Origin of the sequence: Ruegeria atlantica (assembly GCF_013032505.1) — a bacterium.
Classification (GTDB): domain Bacteria; phylum Pseudomonadota; class Alphaproteobacteria; order Rhodobacterales; family Rhodobacteraceae; genus Ruegeria; species Ruegeria atlantica_F.
On record NZ_WQCG01000002.1, the window covers coordinates 829,740 to 855,778 of the forward strand.

12 protein-coding genes are annotated in these 26,039 nt (G+C 56.9%); 8 read left to right on the forward strand and 4 right to left on the reverse strand.

Annotated features, from left to right (window positions below; all coding sequences use genetic code 11):
* Positions 1 to 78: 78 nt before the first annotated feature.
* The gene (locus tag GOW92_RS10790; RefSeq protein ID WP_170560588.1) at positions 79 to 990 is read left to right on the forward strand and encodes a LysR family transcriptional regulator; all 912 of its coding nucleotides are present in this window, start codon (positions 79 to 81) and stop codon (positions 988 to 990) included.
* Between the two features lie 219 nt (positions 991 to 1,209).
* Here the strand turns inward: GOW92_RS10790 and GOW92_RS10795 are convergent, their stop codons facing one another.
* Entirely contained in the window at positions 1,210 to 2,109 is a 900-nt protein-coding gene (locus tag GOW92_RS10795) for a LysR family transcriptional regulator (protein ID WP_302477287.1), read from the reverse strand.
* Between the two features lie 157 nt (positions 2,110 to 2,266).
* Between GOW92_RS10795 and GOW92_RS10800 the strand changes: the two genes are divergently transcribed.
* Positions 2,267 to 3,841: an arylsulfatase gene (locus GOW92_RS10800; RefSeq protein WP_170560590.1), complete on the forward strand. Its 1,575-nt coding sequence runs from the start codon at positions 2,267 to 2,269 to the stop codon at positions 3,839 to 3,841.
* Between the two features lie 346 nt (positions 3,842 to 4,187).
* Here GOW92_RS10800 and GOW92_RS10805 read toward each other — a convergent pair whose 3' ends face one another.
* A complete protein-coding gene (locus GOW92_RS10805) occupies positions 4,188 to 5,387 on the reverse strand; it encodes an ROK family transcriptional regulator (RefSeq protein WP_170560783.1) in 1,200 nt (399 codons plus the stop codon).
* Between the two features lie 231 nt (positions 5,388 to 5,618).
* Between GOW92_RS10805 and GOW92_RS10810 the strand changes: the two genes are divergently transcribed.
* The 3 genes from GOW92_RS10810 to GOW92_RS10820 all read left to right on the forward strand — a co-directional run bounded on the left by GOW92_RS10810 (position 5,619) and on the right by GOW92_RS10820 (position 8,564).
* Entirely contained in the window at positions 5,619 to 6,593 is a 975-nt protein-coding gene (locus GOW92_RS10810) for a sugar ABC transporter substrate-binding protein (protein WP_254453007.1), read from the forward strand.
* Between the two features lie 118 nt (positions 6,594 to 6,711).
* A complete protein-coding gene (locus GOW92_RS10815) occupies positions 6,712 to 7,782 on the forward strand; it encodes an ABC transporter permease (protein WP_170560592.1) in 1,071 nt (356 codons plus the stop codon).
* Positions 7,758 to 8,564, forward strand: coding sequence for an ATP-binding cassette domain-containing protein (locus GOW92_RS10820; RefSeq protein ID WP_170560593.1), 807 nt, complete (start codon positions 7,758 to 7,760; stop codon positions 8,562 to 8,564). The genes GOW92_RS10815 and GOW92_RS10820 overlap by 25 nt, the downstream gene beginning before the upstream one ends.
* A gap of 129 nt (positions 8,565 to 8,693) precedes the next feature.
* Here GOW92_RS10820 and GOW92_RS10825 read toward each other — a convergent pair whose 3' ends face one another.
* Entirely contained in the window at positions 8,694 to 9,062 is a 369-nt protein-coding gene (locus GOW92_RS10825) for a Crp/Fnr family transcriptional regulator (RefSeq protein WP_170560594.1), read from the reverse strand.
* A 34-nt stretch (positions 9,063 to 9,096) separates the two neighbouring features.
* Complete coding sequence (locus GOW92_RS25330) at positions 9,097 to 9,273, reverse strand: cyclic nucleotide-binding domain-containing protein (RefSeq protein ID WP_170560595.1); 177 nt, start codon at positions 9,271 to 9,273, stop codon at positions 9,097 to 9,099.
* Between the two features lie 261 nt (positions 9,274 to 9,534).
* Here GOW92_RS25330 and GOW92_RS10835 point away from each other — a divergent pair, with 261 nt between their 5' ends.
* The 3 genes from GOW92_RS10835 (at position 9,535) to GOW92_RS10845 (ending at position 26,028) form a co-directional block, all read left to right on the forward strand.
* Positions 9,535 to 10,467 (forward strand): mechanosensitive ion channel family protein, encoded by a 933-nt coding sequence (locus tag GOW92_RS10835; protein ID WP_170560596.1) that lies wholly within the window; start codon positions 9,535 to 9,537, stop codon positions 10,465 to 10,467.
* On the forward strand, positions 10,464 to 11,894 hold the full coding sequence (gene cls / locus GOW92_RS10840) for a cardiolipin synthase (RefSeq protein WP_170560597.1): 1,431 nt from the start codon (positions 10,464 to 10,466) through the stop codon (positions 11,892 to 11,894). Before GOW92_RS10835 ends, cls begins: the two co-directional genes overlap by 4 nt.
* A 943-nt stretch (positions 11,895 to 12,837) precedes the next feature.
* Entirely contained in the window at positions 12,838 to 26,028 is a 13,191-nt protein-coding gene (locus GOW92_RS10845) for an autotransporter outer membrane beta-barrel domain-containing protein (protein WP_170560598.1), read from the forward strand.
* Positions 26,029 to 26,039 lie beyond the last annotated feature (11 nt).

The window sequence follows — 26,039 nt, forward strand, 5'->3', positions numbered from 1 at the left end:
TTGATCCGCCGACCTTTAATAAGAGGCAAATCCGATATAGAAAGTTAAACTCCATAGTAGAATCCGATGGAGTTGCGAATGCCTGAAATCGAACAACTACGCGCTTTTGTAACCGCAGTTGAGTGTGGTTCGTTCTCGGCGGCCGCGCGAAAGTTAGGCAAGGCACAATCTGCCGTCAGCGCGACGATCTCAAATCTGGAAATCGACTTGGACCTGTCCCTGTTTCATAGAGATGGGTATCGTCCCGTGTTGACAGAAGCCGGTGATTCAGTGCTGAAACACGCAAAGTCGGTGCTAAACAGCATGGACATGCTTCGAGGGCAAGCCGAAGTCCTGAGCGGGTCAGTCGAACCCAAATTCTCCTTTGTTATCGAAGATGGCTTGTTGGTGGATCGGGTTCGAAGATTGCTTTTAGGCATAGATGATGCGTTCCCTGGCCTCGAACTCAGGGTGGAGCAGCTTTCGAGAGCTTCTATTCTGGAGGCATTTAAAGCAGGCGATGCAGACGCTGCTTTTATGTGTGGGGCACCTAAAGATACACACAACTTCAAATGTCTGGGCGTCGGCTTTCAAAGGGTCGTGCCAGTATGTCATGTCAGCCATCCGTTGGCCAAGTTGGCAACCGTGGGGCGGGAAGATCTGACCCAATACCGCCAGGTGGTGGAACAGAGCTCAGAGCCGTCAAGCACGGATGAACGCATGTTCAGCCCGGACATCTGGATCGCTAGTACCCCGACCACCAGAAAGTCATTGGTTATGGATGGTCTTTGCTGGGCCGAGTTACCGGTCGTTTCGGTGGAACAAGAGGTCCTGCGCGGCGAGTTAAAGGTTCTTGAGTACAAGTTTGCGCAGAATGCTATCCTGAAAACCGTCGACTTCCTCACAACCAACATGACTGACCAAGGACCTGTGACGAGATGGATGACAAGCGAAATCACCACCTGGGATCAGCGCGCCTGGATTGGTAACCACCAGGTGGGCAAGAGGTAGCGAAGCCAAAACTTGAGTGAAGGAAGCACGCTCATCTATTTTTCGCGGCCCGCATGTTGTTGCTTGCACGCTCGCCGCGTCCGTTACAAATGGACGTTTTCCGCATGTTGCGACCTGCGGAAAACGGAACTTCAGCAGAACTACCCTAGTCACCAAAGCGACTCCCTGTGTCCCAAAAAAAGGTTTCGGTTGGGCGTTTTTCAGGCCTTACATCACCGTTCAAGCCCGATGCTTAGCAAGTTCATTCCAACAGAATTCAAGAGCAGCCGAAGTGTTCTGGGACTTGCGCGCCGCGCAGATGTTCCAAGTTAAGTTCTGCTTCATAGAAAGTGGTTTTACTTTCTTGGTGTCTATCAGCTCCGCAAAAGTATCCGGCATCCCTCCCACGATGAAGTCGGGTTGCGCCAACAATCCGGTCAGGAAATTGTAGTCGTCGCATTCGACATCCGGCAGGGCATTGACCCTGTTGGCAGCCTCGGTGTCGCCACCCAATGACCTAATGAGCGTTGCCTTCCAATGTTTGTGCAAGTGTGGCGAAGCAAATGGATATTCGAAAACCCGGGCTATATTGCTCGGACCTCTTTTGTGAATTTCATGATCTCTATGTGCGACGAACTGGATCTCTTGTTTTTCCATCACCATGATTTCGACATTGTCGGCTTCAGGTGTGTAGGTCAGATCTCCTACAAACACATCAAACTGCCCTGCCTGCAACAAATCGAGTGGACGCGCATACGCGCTTACGAGAATTTTGAAACGCAGATCAGGCAAAAGTTCACGTACGGATTGCATTACGGGCAGGATCATCGCTCTTGTCGTTAGCGGCCCGCACCCAATACGCAATGTGCCAGGACCGTTTTCACGCAAGCTGGCCACACGGGTCGCATACCGCTTTTGGTCTGCTTGCAAGTCCCTGGCGATCGGCAGAAACTCCTGACCTGCCCGCGTTAGCGTACTGCTGTTGCGGCTTCGGTGAAACAATACCACCCCTGTATGTTCTTCAGCCTGTCCGATGTAGCGGGACAAAGAGGCATTCGACACACCCATCGCGCGGGCTGCATTTTGGAAACTGCCTGTTTCAGCCAATGTCAGAAAGGCGGTCAGGGCGTTATCATTCATCAATCGGCCTAGATCATTCCAAGTTTCAGTCCTTAGTTTTCACAATGTGAAATCTTAGTAAAGCACTGTTGCCGCAACAAAGTTTCGATCGGTATCCCTGAATATTACCCACTTCGCCGCATTGTCGGTGTCGTCCTTCATTTCCGCAGAGGTAAAAATGTTCAACCTTCGATCCATTGCGGTTTCAGCCACGGTAGCCACAGCTTCGGTCTGTGCTACACCTGTCTTGGCCGAAACCGACCAACCCAATATCCTTGTCATCATGGCCGACGATGTGGGGTGGGCCAGCCTTGGCAGTTACCATCAGGGTGTCAAAAGCATCAAAACCCCTAACCTCGATCAATTGGCTGCCGACGGCATGCGCCTGACGGACTATTATGCGCAACCAAGCTGCACAGCGGGGCGTTCGGCCTTTATTACGGGTCAGTTGCCGGTTCGTACGGGGATGCATACGGTCGGCTTGCCCGGAGATCCAGAAAAGGGTCTAAGCGAAGATGATCCGACTTTGGCCATTATGTTGAAGACCCTTGGCTATACAACCGGTCAATTCGGCAAAAACCATCTGGGCGACATGAACAAGTTTCTGCCGACCGTGAAGGGTTTCGACGAATATTGGGGCTGGCTCTATCACCTGAATGCGATGGAATACACGTCCGATCCGGACTGGCCCAGCGATCAGAGATTCAACAACACTTTTGGCCCAAGGAATATTATCCACGCTTACGCCACCGACACAGTGGACGATACCGTAGACCCGCGCTGGGGCTTGGTCGGAAAGCAACGCATCATCGACGATGGCCCCGCTCCGCCCGAGCGGCAAAAGACCCTGGATGACGAAGTTACGGCACATACGCTGGATTTCATCGACCGCGCAGTTGAAAGCGAAACGCCGTTCTTTGTCTGGATGGCGCCGGCACGGGCGCACGTCTGGACGCACCTTAGCCCGGAATACGAGGCTATGCTTGGCGACGGTCGCGGGCTGCAAGATGTTGTAATGAAGGAACTTGACGACAACGTGGGAAAAGTCATGGCCCGGTTGGAAGAGCTGGGTGTCTCTGACAATACAATTGTTGTCTTCACATCCGATAACGGTCCTGAAACCATGACGTGGCCCGATGGGGGAACAACGCCGTTCCACGGTGAAAAGGGAACAACCTGGGAAGGTGGTTTTCGCGTCCCCGCGATCATTCGCTGGCCTGGTGAGATCCCCGCCGGAACCGTGAGCAACGGGATCATTGCAGGGCTTGATTGGATGCCCACACTGGTCGCTGCTGCTGGTGGGCCCGAGGATTTGCCCAGCGCATTGCTTGAAGGTCATGAGGGCTATCAGGTGCATCTGGATGGCTACAACCAGTTGTCTTTCCTAACAGGCAAAGGTGACAGCAACCGCGACGAGATCATCTACTACGAAGGTCCGGATCTGCAAGCTGTACGGCATGGTGACTGGAAAGCACATTTCACGATACAAACCGAAGGCTGGGCTGGCCCCAAAGAAGAGCTGAACGCTCCGCTCCTCTTCAACCTGCGCCGCGATCCGTACGAAAAAGCCGCGGAAGAGTCCGGGATGTATACAAGGTGGATGGGCAACAAGATGTGGGCTTTCGGCCCTGCCGCCAAAATCGTCCAAAATCACTTGTCCACATTCAAGGAATATCCTCCTAGGGGGTCTGACGTAACAAACCAATCTCACGTCGAAGAGCAGATCTCGACCGAAGGCGGAATGTCACAGTAGAAAAGAACCGCTCGGGAGGCATCAACGGCTGCCTCCCGTTCCTTGTGAACTGCGTGCAAAAATAACTGCGAAAGAAGTTGCATTCAGCGCCGCATGAGCCATCTGGAATGCAACGTCTAGCGGAATTATTCTGCAGGTCCTGTCCCAAATTTTGAGAATGCGAGAACAAGCTGCCTCGCCAATCTGACCCAATGTTTACGATGCAACCGAAATTGGTCTGATCACACTCTCTGGTGAAAACCCGATCCTTTACGAAGACGTTGTCAATGGCGGTATTGGTAGTGCAGGCTCTCTCGGTACGGACGCGATTGGCAAAGAGTTTGGCGGCATCCGCCCCAAGCTTTCGCTACATCCCAGAAAGGCCTGCGTTGGTGTTTAACAGAAACTGGCGGAAAATGGGGCTGCTTGCCGCCCCAATGCCGCGGGCGTTCTCACCAACTGCAGCGGGTTCAACGACAGGGGGGATCAAACCGCGTTTGTCTTGGTTGACTAAATAACGGCGAACCCTTGAAACCAGTTCTTCCCGAACGTCCGGCGGAAAAGCTCCATCAATGAAGATGGCCTCAAAATCAATGACCGCACAAATAGACAGGGCAGCCTTGGCCAGTTCCTGTGCTGTAGTACCAATCCACGGCTCGACATATCGAGAAATACTGCTCCAATCCTGTGGTTTATTCCACAGAATACCCGGATCGACGCCTGCTTCGATCAACCGGTCCTCAAGCAAAAACAGCGAGGCGGTGTCAATCAATTGCTGGCTTTCACCCAATGGACCAGTTGTGCGCATCGCGCCCAAGGCACCCGCATTGCCTTGGTTGCCCTCAAATACGGTGCCATTCAATGCAACGCCTCCACCAATCATTGAACCGATGAAGAAGTAGAAATAGTCGCGATATTCAGCCCCACGACCATAGAGGTGCTCGGCATGACACGCCGCCGTTGCGTCGTTAACAACAAACACCGGCAGATCGCTGAACCTGGCAACTTCGGAGAAAAAATTCACGTTCTTCCACGAACTGAATTTCCTGGCCGCGATCCCGGACAGGTCGTGCCATTTCCAAAGCTCGAACGGAGTACCGATCCCGATACCGCATACGCGGTCGCGAAGCTTTTGAGGCTCGCGGGAAAGAAGCGTTTCCAAACCTGTTTCAAGAAAGCCAAAAATGACCTCTGGCAATGGGTAGTCATAGGTTGTGGAAAGTTGGTGACGCGGCTTGCCTTGAAAGTCGATTAAAAGCAGATCGGCGCTGCGCCGCCCGATCTTCATCCCTACCGATAGGATGCCTTCCGGGTTCAACTCCATGGGAATTGACGGCTTTCCCACCTTCCCGCGCAAAGGGGTGCCGCGCTTGAGAATCTCATCCTTTTCCAGTTTGCGCAGAATAATTGAAACAGTCTGAGGAGAGAGGCCTGTCAGACGGGCGACGTCGGCGCCTGCGGTTGGTCCATGCCGTTGTAAAACCGTCAATATCAGACGTTCGTTATGATCGCGAACCCCGCTTTGACTCACTCCACCGGTCAGTGTTTTCAACGCCTCTTTTTCCATAAACTTGAACATAACCACCTTGTTTTCTTATGAAAAGGTGCTCAACCAAATTAATAAATAAACTTTATTTATTTATTGACAGCGAGACCAGAATCACAGTTTCCTAAACAAGACCTTCGTTGGAGGATGAAGGCAGGCCCCGCTGGTACACCGCGCGGGGCAACAACAATTTTTTGGGAGGACAATATGAAAAATCTATTCAAGATTGCCGCATCCGCGACCGTGCTTACGATGGCAGCGGCCTCTGCACAGGCCGCCGGTGAGACTGTCTGCCTGATCACGAAAACGGACACCAATCCCTTCTTTGTAAAAATGAAAGAAGGCGCGACTGCTAAAGCGGAAGAGCTTGGCATGACTTTGAAGGCATTTGCCGGCAAAATTGATGGCGACCACGAAACTCAGGTTCAGGCCATCGAAACTTGCATCCTCGACGGAGCAAAGGGAATTCTTCTGACCGCTTCTGACACAAGTTCGATTGTCCCCGCTGTTCAGCAAGCACGCGACGCCGGTCTTTTGGTAATCGCGCTGGACACACCGCTGAGTCCGATCGATTCCGCGGACGCGACTTTTGCGACAGACAACTACAAGGCTGGCTTGTTGATCGGCCAATGGGCGAAAGCCAAAATGGGCGATGCGGCAGCGGAAGCGAAAATCGCGACGCTGGACCTGAACGTCAGCCAGCCGACAGTGGATGTTCTGCGCAACCAAGGCTTTTTGGATGGTTTCGGGGTGGAGCTTGCCGACCCCAATGTAATCGGCGACGAAACTGATGCACGTCTGGTCGGCAGTGATGTAACTGACGGCAACGAAGAAGGTGGACGCCGTGCTATGGAGAACCTTCTGGCCAAGGATTCAGCGATCAACGTCGTTCACACGATCAATGAGCCAGCTGCAGCTGGTGCCTACGAAGCCTTGAAATCAATCGGCCGTGAAAATGATGTCCTTATCGTATCCGTCGATGGCGGCTGCCCTGGCGTTCAGAATGTAGAAGCCGGAGTGATCGGCGCCACAAGCCAACAATACCCTCTTTTGATGGCATCGCTGGGTGTGGAAGCTGTGAAAAAATGGGCCGAAGAAGGCGTGAAACCTGAAAACACACCTGGAAAAGACTTCTATGATACAGGTGTCGCTCTCATCACAGATCAACCTGTGGATGGTGTTGAGTCGATTTCAGTCGCAGAAGGCCTGGAGCTCTGCTGGGGCTAAATTCAGACTTGTCGGGTGAGGCGTTTATGGATGCCTCACCATTCCTTTCGCAAACGAACCGAAAGTTCCTGTAAACTGATCTCGTGGCCCTGAATCTGGTCGCGAAAAAGGTGAAGATATGTCTGACGCAAACCAAGATGCCCAGGAATTTGAAACTGCTGCAAATCGAGCAGAGACCGTGGCAGAGTTCGAGCACAACAGACGTGGTGCGCTGGGAAACTTGCAGCACCTGCTCCATGTAAACCCGTCCTTCGTGCCACTGATCGTCCTTATCGGAGCGATTTTGATCTTTGGTCTGCTTTTGGGTTCAAAGTTTTTCTCACCTTTTGCAATGACCCTGATCCTCCAACAGGTTCAGATCGTCGGCATCGTAGCTGCAGCGCAGAGCCTGGTAATTCTAACAGCTGGCATCGATCTGAGCGTTGGCGCAATCATGGTCTTTTCGTCGGTCATCATGGGTCAATTCTCATTCCGGTATGGAATACCGGTCCCAATAGCCGTGATGTGCGGTCTTGCAGTCGGTACACTGATCGGCGCACTCAACGGCTGGCTTGTCAGCCGGGTAAAACTGCCCCCGTTCATTGTCACGCTTGGAATGTGGCAGATCGTTCTCGCGACCAACTTCCTGTATTCCGCAAATGAGACGATCCGTAGTCAGGATATCGAGGCCAACGCGCCGTTTCTTCAATTTTTTGGCACCAAATTCAGCATCGGCGGAGCGACCTTTACCGTTGGTGTCATGTTCATGCTCATTCTGATCTTTGTGTTGGCCTATGCGCTCAAACACACCGCCTGGGGTAGGCATGTCTATGCTGTGGGAGACGACCCCGAAGCTGCAGAGCTGTCCGGCGTCAACGTTCACCGGACACTCATGTCCGTCTATATGTTGTCTGGACTGATTTGCGCCTTTGCCGGTTGGGCCCTGATCGGTCGCATCGGATCTGTTTCACCGACTTCCGGCCAATTGGCCAATATCGAAAGCATCACTGCGGTTGTGATCGGAGGTATTTCGTTGTTCGGCGGGCGTGGATCCATTCTCGGATCGCTCTTTGGTGCACTGATCGTCGGTGTTTTCACTCTTGGACTCAGGTTGCTCGGCGCAGACGCGCAATGGACCTTCCTTCTTATCGGACTTCTCATCATCGCTGCGGTCGCGGTCGACCAATGGATCAGAAAGGTATCGGGCTAATGTTGGATACAACACCAGTGGTACAAGGCCGCGGGATCGTAAAACGCTATGGCCACGTAACCGCCATTGACCATTCCGACTTTGAACTAAGACAGGGGGAAATTCTTGCTGTGATCGGAGATAACGGCGCTGGCAAATCCTCAATAGTCAAAGCGATCTGCGGTGCTACGATTCCGGATGAGGGCGAGATTCTGATCGAGGGCAAAAAAGTCAACTTCACCTCTCCAATCGACGCCCGGAATATGGGGATCGAGATCGTCTATCAGCAGCTTGCCATGTCCCCTGCCCTTTCGATTGCGGACAACATGTTCATGGGCCGCGAGATCCGCAAACAAGGTTTCATGGGCAAGTACCTGCGCCAGCTCGACAGGCCAGCTATGGAGAAGTTCGCCCGTGAAAAACTGACCGAGCTTGGCTTGATGACTGTCCAGTCAATCAATCAGGCAGTTGAGACGCTCTCGGGCGGACAGCGCCAAGGCGTTGCCGTTGCCCGCGCTGCCGCGTTTGCCACAAAGTTCATCATCATGGACGAACCCACGGCTGCCTTGGGGGTCAAGGAAAGTCGAAAGGTGCTTGAGTTGATTCAAGATGTGCGGGCGCGTGGCATTCCGATCATACTTATAAGCCACAACATGCCACATGTGTTCGAGGTTGCCGACCGTATTCACGTGCATCGGCTGGGTAAAAGGCTCTGCACCATCGATCCCAAGGACTACACGATGTCCGACGCCGTGGCGTTCATGACCGGTGCCAAAGAGCCCCCAAAGGAAGACGCCGCTTGATCGAGCAGGATGTCGAGCGCATATGCAACCTTGTCTCCGCCCGCATCCGGAATATCGACATAGGCAGAGACCGTAGTGCAATCGCTGAACGCGAAACAAAGTTTCGAGGTGCCATTGGCGCGATTGGGATCAGTGATACCTACTTTTTAGGAATGCGTCGTTGTCACGGCAATGGCGCATAGTATCGGCGTCAAACACTTTGATTTGCCCTGCCCGCAGCGCCAGCAGTCCCTGTTTTCGAAAAATTGCGATAGCCAAGCCGGCAGTTAGACGAGAGCACCCGGCGAGCGTTGCGATTTCCGCTTGCGTTAACTTAAGTTTGACAGAGATTTGGCCACGTTCACCTGATCCAAAGTCATCAACCAGCATGGCAATGACGCGGGCTATTCTGGATTCCGCACTCCGGAAAATCAAATCTTCGACGCGGATTTCGATCCGTTGCAATCGTTTGCCAACTTGGCGTGACACGTCCAGGCTGAAATCCGGCAACGTACTCATAAGTTCTAAGAACAAGGCTTGGTAGTTTCAGAACTCAACAATAGCCGATTGCAACGGCATAGCTTTCGCGAAACGCGTTGTTGAGAACTGGCAATTCCCCAAAGACTGCTCCGGGTTCGACAAAACCAAGTGTAAATTCACCACCAGATGCGGTGTTACGCAAAATGCGGGTTAAACCCTTTTCAAGAATGTAAACCTGTTCAGGATCCACCTCAGGCCGAATATTGTTTCTTTATCCTCATACCATCTTGTCTAAGCTCGCTGCCGCAATTGCTCTTGCGACCGTTCCGGCAGGGTGTCTAGCCAGTTCAGAGAATCTAGGTGCAAGCGCGACAACGGTTTTTCCCCAATTCAAGTTAGTATCGCCCGACACATTCTGCCAATCGCCAAAACAGAGGGTAAACACCGCCTTGGTTATTCAAGGGCCTAATTGTCTGTTAGGCTAAAATGCACGGGACAAGGAAATAAATTAATGAACATAGCCGACTTTGTGTCGAAAACGGTCGAGCAGTGGGAAAAGGCGCTGATCGCCTTTACCCCAAATTTAATCCTAGGGGTTTTGTGCTTTGCTGCCTTTTTTGCTTTGGCTGCAATATGCCGTCGCATAATCCTGCATTCCTTTCGGAAACTACCCAAACGACGTCAGCATCTCGCCTCGGTGATATCTACAATTGTCTTTATTGGCGTCTTGTTGTTTGGAACGTTTCTTTCGATTGATGCTCTGGGATTGGAAGACGCATTAACAAAACTGCTTGCCAGCGCCGGGGTTGTCGGAATCGTGATCGGCTTTGCCGTCAAGGACCTTACCGCCAATAGTTTTGCGGGTTTGCTTTTGAATACTCAGGCCCCTTTTCGGATCGGAGATTGGGTCGAAATTGATGGAACTTTCGGAACGGTCGAGCGCATCGGCCCAATCACAACCGAAATCAAGATGATGTCCGGTCAGTTGGTGTTCATACCGAACCAGGTGATCTATACCGGCTCGTTCAAAAACTACTCGACCTACGGAAAGCGGCGCGTCACCCTGAAATCAGGCGTCTCATACGGTGATGATCTGCACAAGGTTCGAGAGGTTACGCTAAACGAAATTCAAAAGGTTGAAGGTCTTCTGAAGGACGAGAAGGTCGATTTTTTCTTTACCGGCATCGGTAGTTCGACGTTCAATTTCGAAGTACGGTTCTGGATCAACTTTACTCGCGAGACAGATTACTTAATGGCGATGAACGATGCGGTGGTCCGCATTCACGACAGGTTCGATGCGGAATCCATTTCCCTCGCCTACAACGTTACAACACTGGATTTCGGCGTGAAGGGAGGCGTCAATCTATTCGACCAAGAAATTCAGGTTTCCGATGCCCGGCTTCCCGCCGCAGATGGCCGACCCGACAAGGACCACGCGAAATGACCTGGGTCCTTCTGCTGCATATTGGCCTCGCCTTGACCTTCACTATTCGCATTCTTCTGCGCGACGACTTTTCACCGCCTGCCAGGTTGGCTTGGTTTATCGTCATCGTCATAGTTCCCTGCTTCGGAAGCGCAATCTACTTTTTATTTGGCGAAATTGACCTGGGTCGCCACGCGGACGAAAGCCACAAAGAGATTTTTCGGAGTATTCGCCGTGACGCATCGGATTACATGGGGGACGATGATGCTATTCCACAATTGATCGATCCCATTTTTCACTCCGGGTTTTCCTATGCCAGTTCGATCAACGGGTTTTATCCTGTCGATGGAAACCGGGCCATTCTTATGGCCGACGCCAACGAGACACGCGAAAGACTTGTCGCGGATATCGATGCGGCAAACGATCATGTCCATGTACTTTATTACATCTGGCTTGCCGACCATACGGGCACCGCGGTCGCAGAAGCTTTGATCCGCGCGGCGCAGCGCGGTGTTACGTGCCGCGCTATGGCAGACGGGCTAGGATCCCGGTTGCTGCTTAAATCGGACCTTTGGCAGCGTATGAAAGACGCAGGGGTCCACCTTGCCGTAGCTTTGCCGCTTGATCGGCCAATCCATACGATCTTCACCAGCAGGCTTGACCTGCGAAATCACCGCAAGATTACGGTCATTGACGGGCGGGTCACCTATTGCGGCAGTCGGAACTCTGCTGATCCCGAATTCCTGATAAAAGCAAAGTATGCTCCTTGGGTTGATATTATGCTCAGGCTCGAAGGACCGGTCGTTGCCCAAAACCAATTGCTATTCGCCAGCGACTGGATGCAGGCAACAGGCGAAGATCTGAGAGCTTTCAAACTAAGCTTTGATCCGGTGGATGGTGGATTTCCTGCGCAGGTGGTTGGGGACGGGCCCACAGAACGTCATGGGGCAACCCCGCAACTGTTTGCAACTTTGATCGCCTGCGCGCAAGCCGAGCTGACGTTATCGACGCCATACTTCGTGCCTGACGCCACGGTGTTGGAAGCTTTGTGCGCCGCTGCGTATCGAGGCGTGCGCGTTGAATTGATCTTTCCAAAGGTAAATGACAGCTGGATCGTGGCTGCGGCCAGCCGAAGTTATTACCGCAAGCTGCTTGAAGCGGGCTGTATGATCCACGAGTTCAATGGCGGCCTGCTGCATGCCAAAACCCTGACAATCGACGGAAAGATCAGTCTGATCGGATCGTCGAACCTCGACCTGCGCAGTTTTGACTTGAACTATGAAAACAACATTCTGCTTCAGGACAGCGGTACCACGGCGGCCATTTACCAACGGCAGCAGGACTATGTATCGCGATCAACATCGGTGGTCTTGTCGCAAGTGCTCAACTGGCCCCGGCGTCGACGTATCTGGCACAATGTCATCGCGACCATAGGCCCGGTTCTTTGATCAGGACGTTGGGTAGCGTAGCGCCAGGGACTTTTGCCTCCGAAGAGAACTAATTGAACTCGGCAATTGTCTTGGCCGGCTCATCTTTGTCTGTCGGCACCGGATCGGCCCTAATGTCAATTGTTTTCGATGAGTTTGCATCAACCAGGGGATCAGTTTCTGACAGCCAGAAACTCGCCGTGAACGACGGAACAACGTGGTTGGCGTCCAGAATGTTCCTATTTCATACTGTGTCGCCTTTGCCAGCGATTCAAACTGCACACTCGATGCGGACGGGCCTGATGACGAGGAAACCGCCGGGCACTCCATGATGACAACACAATTTTTCCAGTCCAAAAAATGAGTTTTGTTTGGGTGCGTCGCGCATCAAAGGCCCGAGATTCAATCATGATGGTCTTGGGATCGGTTCTTACTTCGTCCGGCAAGGCGAGAGCGCTCACTATGCGCCCTCAAATTTCACAGGCTTGTTTCATGCTAACGAGAAACCAGCAATCTAATTATTGGGTCCAGAAACGAGCCGTCAGGTGTGGTGTTTTCGAAGGGTTGAGCATGGTCCATGCGCAGAGACGCAGTTGTTTAAAACTATTTCTAAACAATGCCATAAGTGTCATTTTGAGAGTTATCCGTTGCATTTTTGCAATAAGTTAAGGGGAACTCCAATAGGGCGAATTTAAATCCAAATATCTCCTTATTCTTGTGTCTATTTTACTTCGAGTTGAGATGGGGGAATCCGTTTAGTAGGCTGCCGTTCTGCGCGAACACGGCTTACCCCCACGTGTCGTGACTATGTCGAATATGGGGTGTACGAGTGTCCAAGAAATCAAATTTGTTTTTGGCGGTCTCTTTTTTAGCATTGATTTCAACGCCTTTGGCTGCAGCGCCCACAGCGGATTCAAAAGTAGGCGACACGGTGTCAAACCCGGTGACAGGTATGGACACCACCGTGAGCACTCTGATAGTTGACCCGGCTTCAACGCCTACAGCCGGTACAACAGCATTTGTAGAGACGGCGGATGGCTATGTTTTTCTGGTCAAAGATGTAGGCGATACAATCTACAATTCCGACAATCCGCCGCTTGCCTTTGAGATTGTCTCCATTTCCGGAACAACCGCTCAGATCAGCAATTCAGAAGCAACCGGAACGGCAAGTTTATCTACACAGCTGACAACGTCTCAATACAATAGCAACTTCAATAGTTCCGGCACCCCCGGCGCTGTAACGCCACCCGAGGACGTTTCAGGGCCAAACGGTGTAAGCCAAGTTGTCTACGGTCGGGACGGCAGCAACGGCCGAGACGGTGCGTTGGTTGTTCCGCCCAGCTCGGGCGGTAATGGCGCAACTGGACCGACGCAAACAAAAACCCTTAGCAGTGATGTCAACGCCACCAGCAACATAGGGTGGCAGGTCGGCAGCGTCGGCGGCGATGGCGGCAACGGTGGTGACTCCTATCTGAGCTTTTGGGACGGACGCGATGGCGGCGATGGCGGCAAGGGCGGCACCGTCAACGCAACACAGTCCAGCAGCAGCACAATCCAAACCTCGGGCAGTGGCAATTACGGCATTTTCGCATTCAGTCGAAGTGGCGAGGCTGGGAATGGCGGCAGCGGGTTCGCCGCCCCCGGCGGTGGTACTGGCGGGCATTCAGCGGATGGCGGCAACGTGACCGTCACGCAGAGAGGTGAGATTTCGACGTCCGGAGATTCCGCAGATGGTATCTATGCACTGAGCGTTTCGAACAATGGTGGCAATGGTGGCGCGCAGTGGGGCCTGGTAGGATCTTCAGGTGACGGCGGCTATGGCGGCAGCGGCGGAGCTGTGACAGTCAATACCACATCAACTGGCAGCATTCTGACAACCGGCGACTATGCGAACGGGATTTATGCACAGTCGATTGGGGGTTCGGGTGGGTCCGCAGGGACCAGCGGCAACCTATTGGTGTCCTTGATCGGCGGTGCCGACAACGGCGGTAACGGCGGGACGGTCACGGTTTCCCATGCTGGCGCCATTGAGACACAGGGCGACTTTTCGCGCGGGATTGTGGCGCAGTCCATTGGCGGCGGCGGTGGGTCTGGCGGAACAGGAGGTGGCTTGGTTTCGCTGTCTCTGGGCGGGGTCGGATCGAATGGTGGCAGCGGCAGCGCCGTTAGCGTGACGGTTCAGGGCAGCGGCAGCATTCTCACCTCAGGCAAAGGTGCCGATGGGGTCATGGCGCAATCTATTGGCGGCAGTGGTGGCACGGGTGCGAACTCATACGGGTTGGTCGCAATCGGTGGCACCGGGTCAAGAGGAGGCACAGGAGCTGCAGTAAGCGTCAGTAACTACGGACAAATCCAGACCGGGGGCGACGGCGCGCGCGGAATCATCGCTCAGTCGATTGGCGGCGGTGGCGGCGACGGTGGCTCGTCCGCCGGAATGGTATCCGTTGGCGGAAACGGCAGCGGCGGTGGCGCTGGATCAACTGTGACCATCGTCAATGACGGGATCATTACCACGACCGGAGACGATGCGATGGGCATTCTGGCCCAGTCCATCGGCGGTGGTGGCGGCAATGGCGGTTCTTCCGGAGCGGTCGGCGCATTCGTGGGCGTTGCCATCGGCGGCGATGGCGGGTCCGGAGGCAAAGGCGGCGACGTGAACGTCACATTGTCGAACACAGACAACAGTCAGCCATCTGCAATTCAAACCTCAGGCGATCGCTCCACTGGTGTGTTCGCACAATCCGTCGGCGGCGGTGGCGGCAATGGCGGCGGCGCTGTTTCAGTAGCGGTCGGTGCGTTTGGCGCGGCTTCGGTCTCGGTTGGTGGCTCGGCCGGCAGTGGCGGCGACGGCGGCGATGTGTCAATCAGCGGCAGCGGGTCTGCATCTGTGCAGACCGGCGGCGACGATGCAATTGGCGTCATGCTGCAATCCGTTGGCGGCGGCGGCGGCAATGGTGGATATGCGGTTTCTGTTGCAGTGTCTGGCGGCCCGGTTTCGGGCTCTTTGGCAGTTGGTGTCGGCGGCGATGGTAGCACGGGTGGCAAAGGCGGCACGGTCACGGTCGGCCAGTTTGACGGCAGTGGTTCTCCGACGGCTGCGGGGTTTGAAGGCACCGTTGTCACAACCGGCAACCGCTCGACCGGTATGCTGTTTCAATCCGTTGGCGGCGGTGGTGGTAATGGCGGCTTGGCTGTGGCGGCAACCGGTGGTGCCTCGGCGCTGTTTTCCGGCAATGTCTCTGTTGGTATCGGCGGTGAGGCTGGCAGTGGCGGCGACGGCGGCGATGTGCAGGTCTATACCAAGGCTGACATCACGACGACGGGAACCAGTTCGAGCGCTTTGATCGCGCAATCCGTCGGCGGTGGCGGCGGCAATGGCGGTGGCAGCATCGCAGCCGGTGTCAGCGCAAGCGGCGTGGCGGCAATTGGGATCAACGTGGGTGTTGGCGGAGATGGCGGCGGTGCCGGAATCGGCGGCGACGTCACCCTGATTGCAGGCGGGACAAACATCGAAACCAGCGGAGCGTTTTCCAGCGGTGTTGTCGCACAGTCCGTGGGTGGCGGCGGCGGCAATGGCGGCTACAGCGTCGGCGCGAGCGCCGATATTGGCGGGGCGGCTGCTGGGTCTGTCAGTGTGGGCCTTGGCGGCAAAGCCGGCGGTGGCGGTGACGGCGGCGCAGTAACCGCACAGGTTGACGCAAACGTCACAACGCGGGGCGATGACTCTGGTGCTGTTGTAGTTCAGTCCATCGGTGGCGGTGGTGGCAATGGCGGCTTCAGTGTTGCCGCGGGTCTGGCCGCAGGCGGTGCCGGTGCAGGAACCGTTGGTGTCGGACTTGGCGGCGAAGGCGGCAGCGGCGGTATCGGCGGCAGCGTGACCGGTGTTCTTGTCAACGGTGATGTCCGCACCGAAGGTCTGCGCTCGACAGGTGTTGTGATCCAGTCCATCGGCGGTGGCGGTGGTAATGGCGGCTTTAACGTGACGGCCGGTGTGGCCGCTGGCGGTGCAGGCGCTGGTGCGATTGGTGTCGGACTTGGCGGCGGCGGTGCAACAGGTGGCAATGGCGGCATTGTTGAAGGACAGGTCGTGGGCAACGTGACCACGCTTTCCGACAATTCCAGCGGTGTCGTATTCCAATCTATCGGCGGCGGTGGCGGCAATGGCGGTTTCAACGTAACCGCCGGGGTAGCCGGTGCAGGCGCTGGTGGCGGCGCGGTTACGGTTGGCTTGGGCGGCGACGCGTCCGGCGGTGGGATCGGTCGTTCCGTGACTGGTCGGGTTAGCGGAACTGTCAGCACGGCCGGTGCGGATTCAACAGCGGTTCTGGCGCAATCCGTCGGCGGCGGCGGCGGTAATGGAGGCTTTAATGTCAGCGCCTCACTCGCGGGCGCGGGTGTGGGCAGCGGTGCCGTCTCAGTTGGGCTGGGCGGCAGCGGCGGCACAGGTGCAACTGGTGGCACGGTAAATCTGACAACCACGGATGCAATCGAAACGGCTGGGGACAGGTCGTCCGGCGTAGTCGCTCAGTCCATTGGCGGCGGCGGCGGCAATGGCGGCTTCAACGTCTCGGGCACTGGCGCCGGCGCCGGTGTTGGATCCGGCGCAGTTAGCGTGGGGCTTGGCGGCAACGGAGCCGGAGGCGGCGATGGCGGCGCGGTTACGCTGACCTCAGGCGGGACCATCCTGACGCAGGGCGACTCGTCGACGGCGTTTCTGGCCCAATCTATCGGTGGCGGCGGCGGTAACGGCGGATTCAACGTGAGCGCTTCGGTCCAGGGATCTGGCGTTGGCGGGGGCGGAGTCTCGGTTGGCCTTGGTGGCGATGGCGCAGGCGGGGGAGACGGTAACACCGTCATCGCGACGTCCAACAATGCGGTTGAAACCCTTGGTGATCAGTCCTCGGGCGTAGTGGCGCAATCCATCGGCGGCGGCGGCGGCAATGGCGGATTCAATGTTTCTCCGGTTCTGTCGGGTGCAGGAACGGGTAGTGGCGCGGTCAGCGTCGGATTGGGCGGATCGGGTGATACGGGCGGTGATGGCGGAAACGTGACACTGACGTCAAACGGCACCATTCTGACTGACGGCTTTGCCTCTGGCGGTTTTGTGGCGCAATCCCTTGGCGGTGGCGGTGGTAACGGCGGCTTTAACGTCTCGCCGACCCTGTCAGGTGCAGGCGTCGGAGCGGGTTCAGTTTCGGTTGGGCTAGGAGGTTCAGGCGGCAGCGGAGGCGACGGCAGCCTGGTGACCGCGAGCACAACAGCCAACGTTGTGACCAAAGGCGATGCTTCAGTTGGTATTCTGGCACAGTCCGTTGGCGGTGGCGGCGGCAATGGGGGCTTTAACATTTCGCCTGCATTGGCTGGTGCGGGCACCGGGTCAGGCGCGATCAGTGTCGGTCTGGGCGGGTCTGGTGGTAGCGGTGGCACCGGGGGTGTTGTTGGACTGACCGTCGCGAATAGTGTGCAAACCGAAGGCGCGCAATCGAGCGCGGTTGTTGCTCAGTCCATCGGCGGCGGCGGCGGCAACGGTGGTTTCAACGTATCGGCATCCGTCGGTGGCGCGGGCACCGGTTCTGGCGCAGCTGCTGTGGGTCTAGGTGGCCGGGGAACCGGCGGAGGCGATGCCTCAGCGGTAACCGCAAACGTGACCGGAAACCTTGTGACGCTGGGCGAAACCTCGACCGGTTTGCTGGCGCAGTCCGTCGGCGGCGGCGGCGGTAACGGTGGAATGAATATCTCGGTCGCGGTTGCGGCCGCTGGCACTGGATCGGGCGGCGCATCCGTTGGTCTGGGGGGCGCATCCGGAACGGGCGGCGACGGTGGCACGGCGGAGGCCACACTGAACGGCAACGTCTCGACCCAAGAGGATGAGTCCAGTGGCTTTATCGTTCAAAGCCTTGGCGGCGGCGGTGGCAATGGCGGTATGAACGTGTCCGCCACTGTCACAGTTGCCGGAACCGGCAGCGGTGGTGCCTCGGTCGGGCTAGGCGGAAGCGGCGGCAGCGGCGGCAACGCGAACACGGCTAACGGGACGGTCGTGGGTAACGTGACCACGGCAGGTGACAACTCAGGTGGTGTTTTGGTTCAGTCCGCTGCGGGCGGCGGTGGCAACGGTGGGCTGAATGTTTCGGCCGCCGTGAACATCTCGGGCACGGGCGGCGGCGCAATTGGCGTTGGCATCGGTGGGTCCGGCGGTGACGGCGGGAATGCAAGTACGGCCACCGGCTCGGTTACCGGGGACGTAATCACAGGCGGCGACAACTCTACCGGTGTTCTGGTTCAGTCTGTCGGCGGCGGCGGTGGCAATGGTGGCGTCAACATTTCAGGTGCTCTCAGCATTGCGCGTACGGGATCCGGCGCGGCAGGTATCGGGGTTGGCGGCTTTGGCGGCAGCGGCGGCACGAGCGGTGCGGTCAGCAATACGTTCTCGGGCAATGTCAGCACATCCGGAACGCGTTCGGCCGGGATCATCGCGCAGAGCCTCGGCGGTGGCGGCGGTAACGGTGCCACGAATATTTCCGGCGCGATTTCGGTCGCCAGCAACTACTCTGGCGGTCTTGGGATCGGTGTTGGTGGTTTTGGTGGCGACGGTGGTGCAGCCGACAATGTCACGCAGCAAGTCACAGGCGATGTCACAACGACAGGGGATGACTCAGTTGGCATTCTGACGCAAAGCCTTGGTGGTGGCGGCGGCAATGGTGGCACCAGCATTTCATCCGCCCTGTCCTTGTCCCGGTCGGCCAACGCGGCCGTGGCCATTGGTGTTGGCGGCTTTGGCGGTGGCGGTGCAGATGCCGGTGCGCTTGTGCAATCGACCATCACCGGCGGCGTCTCGACCAGCGGCGATCGCAGCACCGGGATTCTGACACAAAACCTTGGCGGCGGTGGCGGCAATGGCGGAACGAATATCTCAGCCTCACTGGGTATCAGCCAGGAAAATGGCGGATCCGTCAGCCTGGGCGTTGGTGGGTTCGGTGGCGGTGCCGGCAATGCTGGCGCAGTGATCAGCACATTGCGGTCCCGTACGGATGGCAGCGGAACGACGTCGGTTGTTACATCCGGTGCTGACAGTATCGGTGTCATGGCGCAATCCGTTGGTGGCGGCGGCGGTAACGGCGGTCTCAACGTCTCGGGTGCCGTGAACCTGACTGGTAAATCTGGTGCGGCGGTGGCTTTGGGCCTCGGCGGCTTTGGCGGCGGCGGCGGTGATGCCGGAGCTGTAACACTGGATGTTGAAAGCGATGTTGTAACCGCTGGTGACGGGTCGCATGGCATTTTCGCACAGAGCCTCGGCGGCGGTGGCGGCACTGGAGGTGTGAATATCTCTGGCTCTCTTGCGCTGACAAAACCCTCGGGGTCGGACACTATTTTCTCGGTCGCGGCTGGCGTCGGCGGGTTTGGTGGATCGGGCGGTGATGCCAGCGATGTTGATCTGGACTACACGGGGAACATTCAGGCCGTTCCGATGGTCGAGCAATCCGATGGCACATTTGAGGTTGATCAAAGCAAGGGCGCCAGCGGTATCATTGCGCAATCGCTGGGTGGCGGTGGCGGTAATGGCGGCACCAATGTGTCCGGCGGTATCGCGATCAGCGGCAAGCCTGGTGCCGGCCAAACAGATAGCAGCAAGTCTTACGCGGTCGTCGTTGGCGTTGGTGGCTTTGGCGGTGGCGGCGGTGATGCCGGAAACGTAGATGTGAATATTGGTGCCGGAAGCACAATCAAGGCCCATGGCACCGGACAATCCGGCCTGTTGGCGCAATCCGTTGGCGGCGGAGGCGGCAATGGCGGTCTGAATGTGTCGGGCGGGATCGTGTCCGACAGCTCTCTGATTGTTGGTGTTGGCGGATTTGCGGGTGACGGTGGCAAGGCTGGTGATGTGACGGTTACATCCCAAGCGGACATCACGGTCACAACGAACCCGGATGACATCTCGGTCCCCGATACAACCACGTTTGAAGACAAGCTACGCGATTTCCTCGGCGACACGATTGTCGACGATACGGAAGAGATGGTGTCGGACTTTGGTCTCGAACGCCTGTTTATCGATATGGGCGTCTTCAACGAAGAAAAGCCTGACACTGATGGCTCGGCCGGTTTGTTGGCGCAGTCCATCGGCGGCGGTGGCGGCAATGGCGGTCTGAACGTTTCGGGCGGCATTGCGCTAAGCAAGGATGGCAAGATCCCATCGGTCACCTTCGGTGTTGGCGGATTTGGTGGCGACGGTAATGTTTCCGGTGATGTGACCGTTGATCATACCGGTGCTGTGTCCGTGGCGGGCAACTGGAAACACGGCGTTTTGGCCCAGTCCATCGCTGGCGGCGGCGGCAACGGCGCGCTCAACGTGACCGGACAACTGAACTATGGCGACTCCAACAACTCAGACGGCAAAACCGATTTGAGCATCGTGGGTGGTTTGGGCGGCCACGGCGGAACCGGCGCGGATGCCGGTGATGTCCAGGTCACGCAATCCGGCGCTATCTCGACAAACGGGTATCACGCGCGCGGTGTCTTTGCGCAAAGCATCGGCGGCGGCGGAGGAACCGGTGGGATCAATGCGACGTTCGTTGGCACCAAAGACAGCTCACCGATTGCCATGGGCATCGGCGGCTTTGGCGGCGGTGGCGGAGACGCAGGCGATGTCACTGTGGCGCGGGGCACCACTGCTTTGGCGGCAGGGACCATCACAACTGACGGTGTTGGTTCGCATGGCATCGAAGCCTCTAGCATTGGCGGTGGTGGCGGAGATGCCGGCATCAACGCGGTTGTGGGCATCAGCAAGACCAACGGCAGTCAGAGCAACGGCGGCACCGGCGATTCATCCGACCGCAAAACACCGACCAACACGGGCGTAGATGACTCGGTAATTGCCAATTACAACAACGTGCTAGATGAGCTTGAAGGCAAGGTGAATCCGGCGGATTCTTCTGGCAACAAATCTGGCATGTCGGCTGTTGTTGCCATCGGTGGTGATGCCGGAACTGCAGGGGATGGCGGCACAGTCGATATTGACAATTACGGCGATATCCTCACGAAACAGGACGGCAGTCATGGTGTATTCGGCCAATCCATTGGCGGCGGCGGCGGAAACGCAGCACTGAACCTGGCATTCGCCTACGAACTGTCATCGAACCAATCCAACAAAGGTTTTGGTCTTGCTGTAGGCGGCGGCACCGGTGAGGGCGGCATCGGCGGCGCAGTCGATGTGCGAAACACCGGCGATATCTCTACGCTCGGCGCGGATTCACATGGCCTGTTCGCCCAATCCGTTGGCGGCGGAGGCGGCAACGCGGGGTATAACTCTGCCTCGACTTCTGTGGATGGCGGCAACGTCAATATCCAGATCGGTCGGACCGGAGGTACCGGTGGCAGCGGCGGTGATGTTTATGCCAGCTCGGACGGCATCGTCAGCACCGCAGGCGACCGGTCTTACGGGTTCTTTGCCCAATCCATTGGCAACGGCGGCGGCAATTCGTCCTCGATCTCAGCCAGCATCGGTACGCCAAAGACCGGCGACAGCAAAGGCAACAAGGCCAGCGTGTCGGTCGGTTTGGCCGGCGGCACTGGCGGAGCGGCAGGTGATGTAACATCCGTTATTGCCGGGACCGTGGTCACTCAGGGTGACGACGCCCATGCAGTGTTCGCCCAATCCGTTGGCGGCGGAGGCGGCAACGGCGGCAAGGCCAGCAACTCGGCCGGTGGCGGGATTTCAGCATCACTTTCCATCGGCGGCACCGGAGGCACCGGAGGCGTTGGCGGCAAAGTCGATGTGACGAGCTCTGCGCGAATTTCAACGTCGGGCGAGCGCTCGATCGGCCTGCTGGCGCAATCGGTGGGCGGCGCAGGCGGCACCGGTGGTATGGTGCAGGCGGGTCAGAGTAATCTGGATACGATCAAATCCTTCATCAGCCCATCAACCGTTGGGACGGCAGCTTCGATCAATATCGGGGGCACCGGCGGAGACGGTATGACTTCGGACACGGTAACAGTTGTGAATGATGGCATAGTCACGACTGCCGGCATGATGGCGCATGGTATCTATGCGCAATCCGTGGGCGGCGGCGGCGGCATGGGTGGTCTGGTAGAAAACCGTATCATCAACCTTCGCAAAGAGATCGGCAACACGGCGACAATTTCCATTGGCGGCAATGGCGGCACCGGCGCGATGTCTGCAGCAGTTTCGGTCACCAACCGAAATATAATCGCAACGGAGGGCGACAAATCCATCGGCATTTACGCGCAGTCTGTCGGCGGTGGCGGCGGTGACGCGCAGCAGGTGCGCAACATCATTCTGGGACGGTCCTCGGACGGGGCGACCACAAACGCCATTCTGATCGGTGGCTCGGGTGGTACCGGCGGCTCTGGCAGCACGGTGACTGTCGTCAATGAAGCGGATGCCAATATCCTTACCACTGGCAAGGAAAGCCACGGTATCTTTGCGCAATCCGTTGGCGGTGGCGGCGGCAACGGTGGTTCCACGATCTCGGTCGACGGGCGCTATGGCGGGGCTGAGGCGTCCACACGGCGAGCCTTGCAATTCGGGCTGGGCGGATCGGGCGGCACCGGCGGAACTGGTGGCGACGTCTCGGTTACGAATGCCGGGACGATCTTGACGACCGGTGATGGTGCGCATGGTATCTTCGCGCAGTCCGTCGGTGGCGGTGGCGGCAATGGTGGCAGCTCGATGACCGGGACGCTGCGGTTGAAAACCGGGGACAACAGCTCTCCGACGGCACAGCTGAACATCGGTGGCTCGGGCGGCAGCGGTAATGTCGCAGGCAACGTGGTTGTTACGAACAGCGGTAATATCCGAGTTGATGGCACGGGTGCATACGGCATCATGGCACAATCCGTTGGCGGTGGCGGCGGCAATGGCGGTCTGGCCGTTGCGATGGATGTCAACGACCTCAAGAACACCATGACAGGAAAATCCTATTCGAAGATCGCTATTGGCGGATCGGGCGGGGATGGCTCAGATGGCGGAGACGTGACGGTGAACCATACCGGAGCGATTGTCGTGAATGCGGACAACGGATTCGGCATCTTCGCACAATCTGTCGGCGGCGGCGGCGGCAACGCCGGATATTCGGTATCGTCTCCGTTGGTTTCAGCGCTGGATTACACGGTCTCGCAATTGCTTGGTGCACGCGAAGGGACCACTGGGTCGGTGGGAACCGTTACCGTGAATTCGACCGGCGACATTCTTGTGAATGGATCCGGGAGCGAGGCCATCTTTGCACAATCAGTGAATGGCGGCGGCGGCAATGTGGAATCCTCGGTTGATTTCACAACCGAAACTGCCAGCGCCGACGGCACTGGGACTGTCTATATCAGCGATATCTCTCTGGGTGGCGACGAAGTCTCGGATACCGCAGGCAACCAGATCACGCAGTCGCATATTGGTAACATCGCGACGACAAGCGACCGCTCAACTGGTTTGATGTTGCAAAGCGTTGGCGGTGGCGGCGGCACTTCTGCGAACAATATCGGTGTTCAGGACGGTGACGGAATCGATATCACCGGACGCCTGGGTGCGATCAACACGGATGATGCCAGCGGCGGAAACGTGAGTGGCAGCAGGACGGGCGATGTGGGAACCGACGGCGCGTTTTCGACGGCAGGAACGACGCAATCCATCGGCGGCGGCGGCGGCAAACTTGTTCTGAACAGTACCGGCACAGCGGATGCAAACAAAGCGGCTTCGCTGATCCTGGGCTCTGACCCCAGCTTCAACAATGATGGCGGTGATATCGCGCTGTCATTGGACGGAGATGTATTCACCAGCGGCGACCGTTCATTTGGTCAAAGCGTCCAGAGTATCGGCGCAGGCGGTGGTGAAGTTGTCATCGCGGGTTTGGGACAGGCCGATGTGACGCTTGGTGCGCAGGATGGATCGACCGGTGATGGCGGTGACGTCGACTTTGCCAATACTGGCGACATGACCACCAGCGGCAACGGATCACACGGGTTCGTCATTCAAAGCATCGGTGGCGGTGGTGGCCTTGTGTCGACAGACATGGAAGCCAGCAAAATCGCCGTGGACCTATCATCCAACAATGGTGGCGATGGTGGCGACATCGGATTTACACAATCCGGCAACATCGTCACCACCGGCGAAAACGCGATTGGTGTCGTTGCACAATCGCTAGGCGGCGGCGGTGGCATGGTGGACTCAGTCTTCCGTGGGTCCGCAGGTGGTGCCGGTGCCGGCGGCGCGATTGATATGGCGCTGGACGGCAATATCCTATCCGTCAGCGAAGGCGGCATTGGTGTTCTGGCCCAATCTCAAGGACGCGACGGGGCCGGTCCAATCACGCTTGGGTTCAACGGTGTCGTCATGGGCGGCACTGGCCAGACGAACGCTGTTGCATCAATCGTCGTGGAAGGTGGTGCGAACAACGCGCTGACTTTGTCCAAGGACACCATGCTGCTTGCCGGGAATAACCAGCTAATCAACGGCGGTGACGGGAACGAGCAGATTTCGTTGGCGGGTAAAGCGCTTGGCAATCTGGATCTTGGAACCGGTACCAACGTCCTGACGGTCGAGGAAGAAGGTGCGTTTTATGCGCTGGATACGATCAATCTTGGCACTGACGGATTGATGCAGGTGAATGGCGACTTTGTCTTAGGGGCGAACTGGGGCCTGAATACAGACATGACACCAAACGTTCAGGCGGGTGACTTTGTCTTTACCGGGAATGTCAGCCAGACTACGAACCTGACCGGAAGTCTGGCCCTGGGTGCGACGGCATCCTCGACCTTCGATGTGTATTTCCTGACCAGCGGCGCATCTGGTGGCAACAGTGATCTGCTTAATGTCAGTGGTGATGCCACGATGGGCGGTACATTGACGCCGCAGCTCAATACCCTTCAACGGGCGTTGCCCCTTGTCATTGTCAATCCCGGCGGTACGGCGGCGGACGCAGGAACGACGATTCAGGACACCGTAGTGTTGGATTACTCAATCGGATTGAACGGCTCGACTTCAGACGGCAGTTCGATTGATCTGGTGATCAAACCTGACTATTCGACCGCCAATATGAACGCGAACGAAGCGGCCGTTGGTGACTACATCAATGATGTTCTGAATGGACAGGGTTCTGCTGCACAAGGCGAGCTGTTCGCCCTGATCGGGAATATGACGTCCGAAGCGGACGTCATCGCAGCGATCGGCGCTTTCACTGTGGCCGACTACGCAGCGGACGCGGTTGATGCCTACTACGGTACGCGGGTATTCGCAGACGCACTGCACAATTGCGAGCGGTTTACCAATTATCAGGCAGGAGATGATCCCCGCAATTGCGTCTGGTTCTCCGGGGGAAGGTCCTTCTACGACCGCGACCAGACCGGTATCTACGATGAGTTGGACATCAACAACACCAACCTGTCTGCCGGCGTCCGTTTGCCTGTTGGGGACGAGCTCTATGCCGGTTTCGCGGTGGGTCACGACCAGATCAGCTTGCGGAACGGTTCACAGTACAATGCGACCGGCGACCGGTTCAATCTGGGCGCGTCGCTGACCAAATACACCGGCCCTTGGGAGTTCGCTGCCATGCTTTCAGCCGGATGGTCGGACTATGATACAGTTCGGTCTGGCGGGATCAGCGGCGTGCTGCCCAACGGAACCGTGGTGGATACGGTTGGCGTCAGCTCGATCAAACATAAGATGAACCACCAGAACCTGCGGCTGAGTTTTGCATATGACCACAGGTTTGCCGGTGGCAACTCTTATCTGCGACCCGAAATCGCTGTTGACGCAACCCGTCTGGCAACGGAAAGCAACGGTGACGCAACCCTTTCGGGGATTGTCCTGCAGGACGATAGTGAAATGATCTATTCGCTGACGCCGTCGCTTGAGATCGGGACTGAACAAATACTCAGCGCTTCCCAAAAACTGCGCGCAAGTTTCCGGGCCGGTGCCATCATCTCATCAAATGACAAGGTATCAGTAAGCGCCGGGTTCGCAGGTGCCAGTTCTGCCGATGGCGGGTTTACGAATACCAGCTTTGTTGGAGACGCCCATGGGGTGGTCTCAGCGCGACTGGGGCTGTTCGCACTGGACGACAGCAGCTTTATTAATCTGAGTCTCGATCATATGTTCGGTGACTCAACCAAGGCTCTCCAGGTCGGACTGGGCCTCGGACTACAATTCTAAGCAATGAGGAA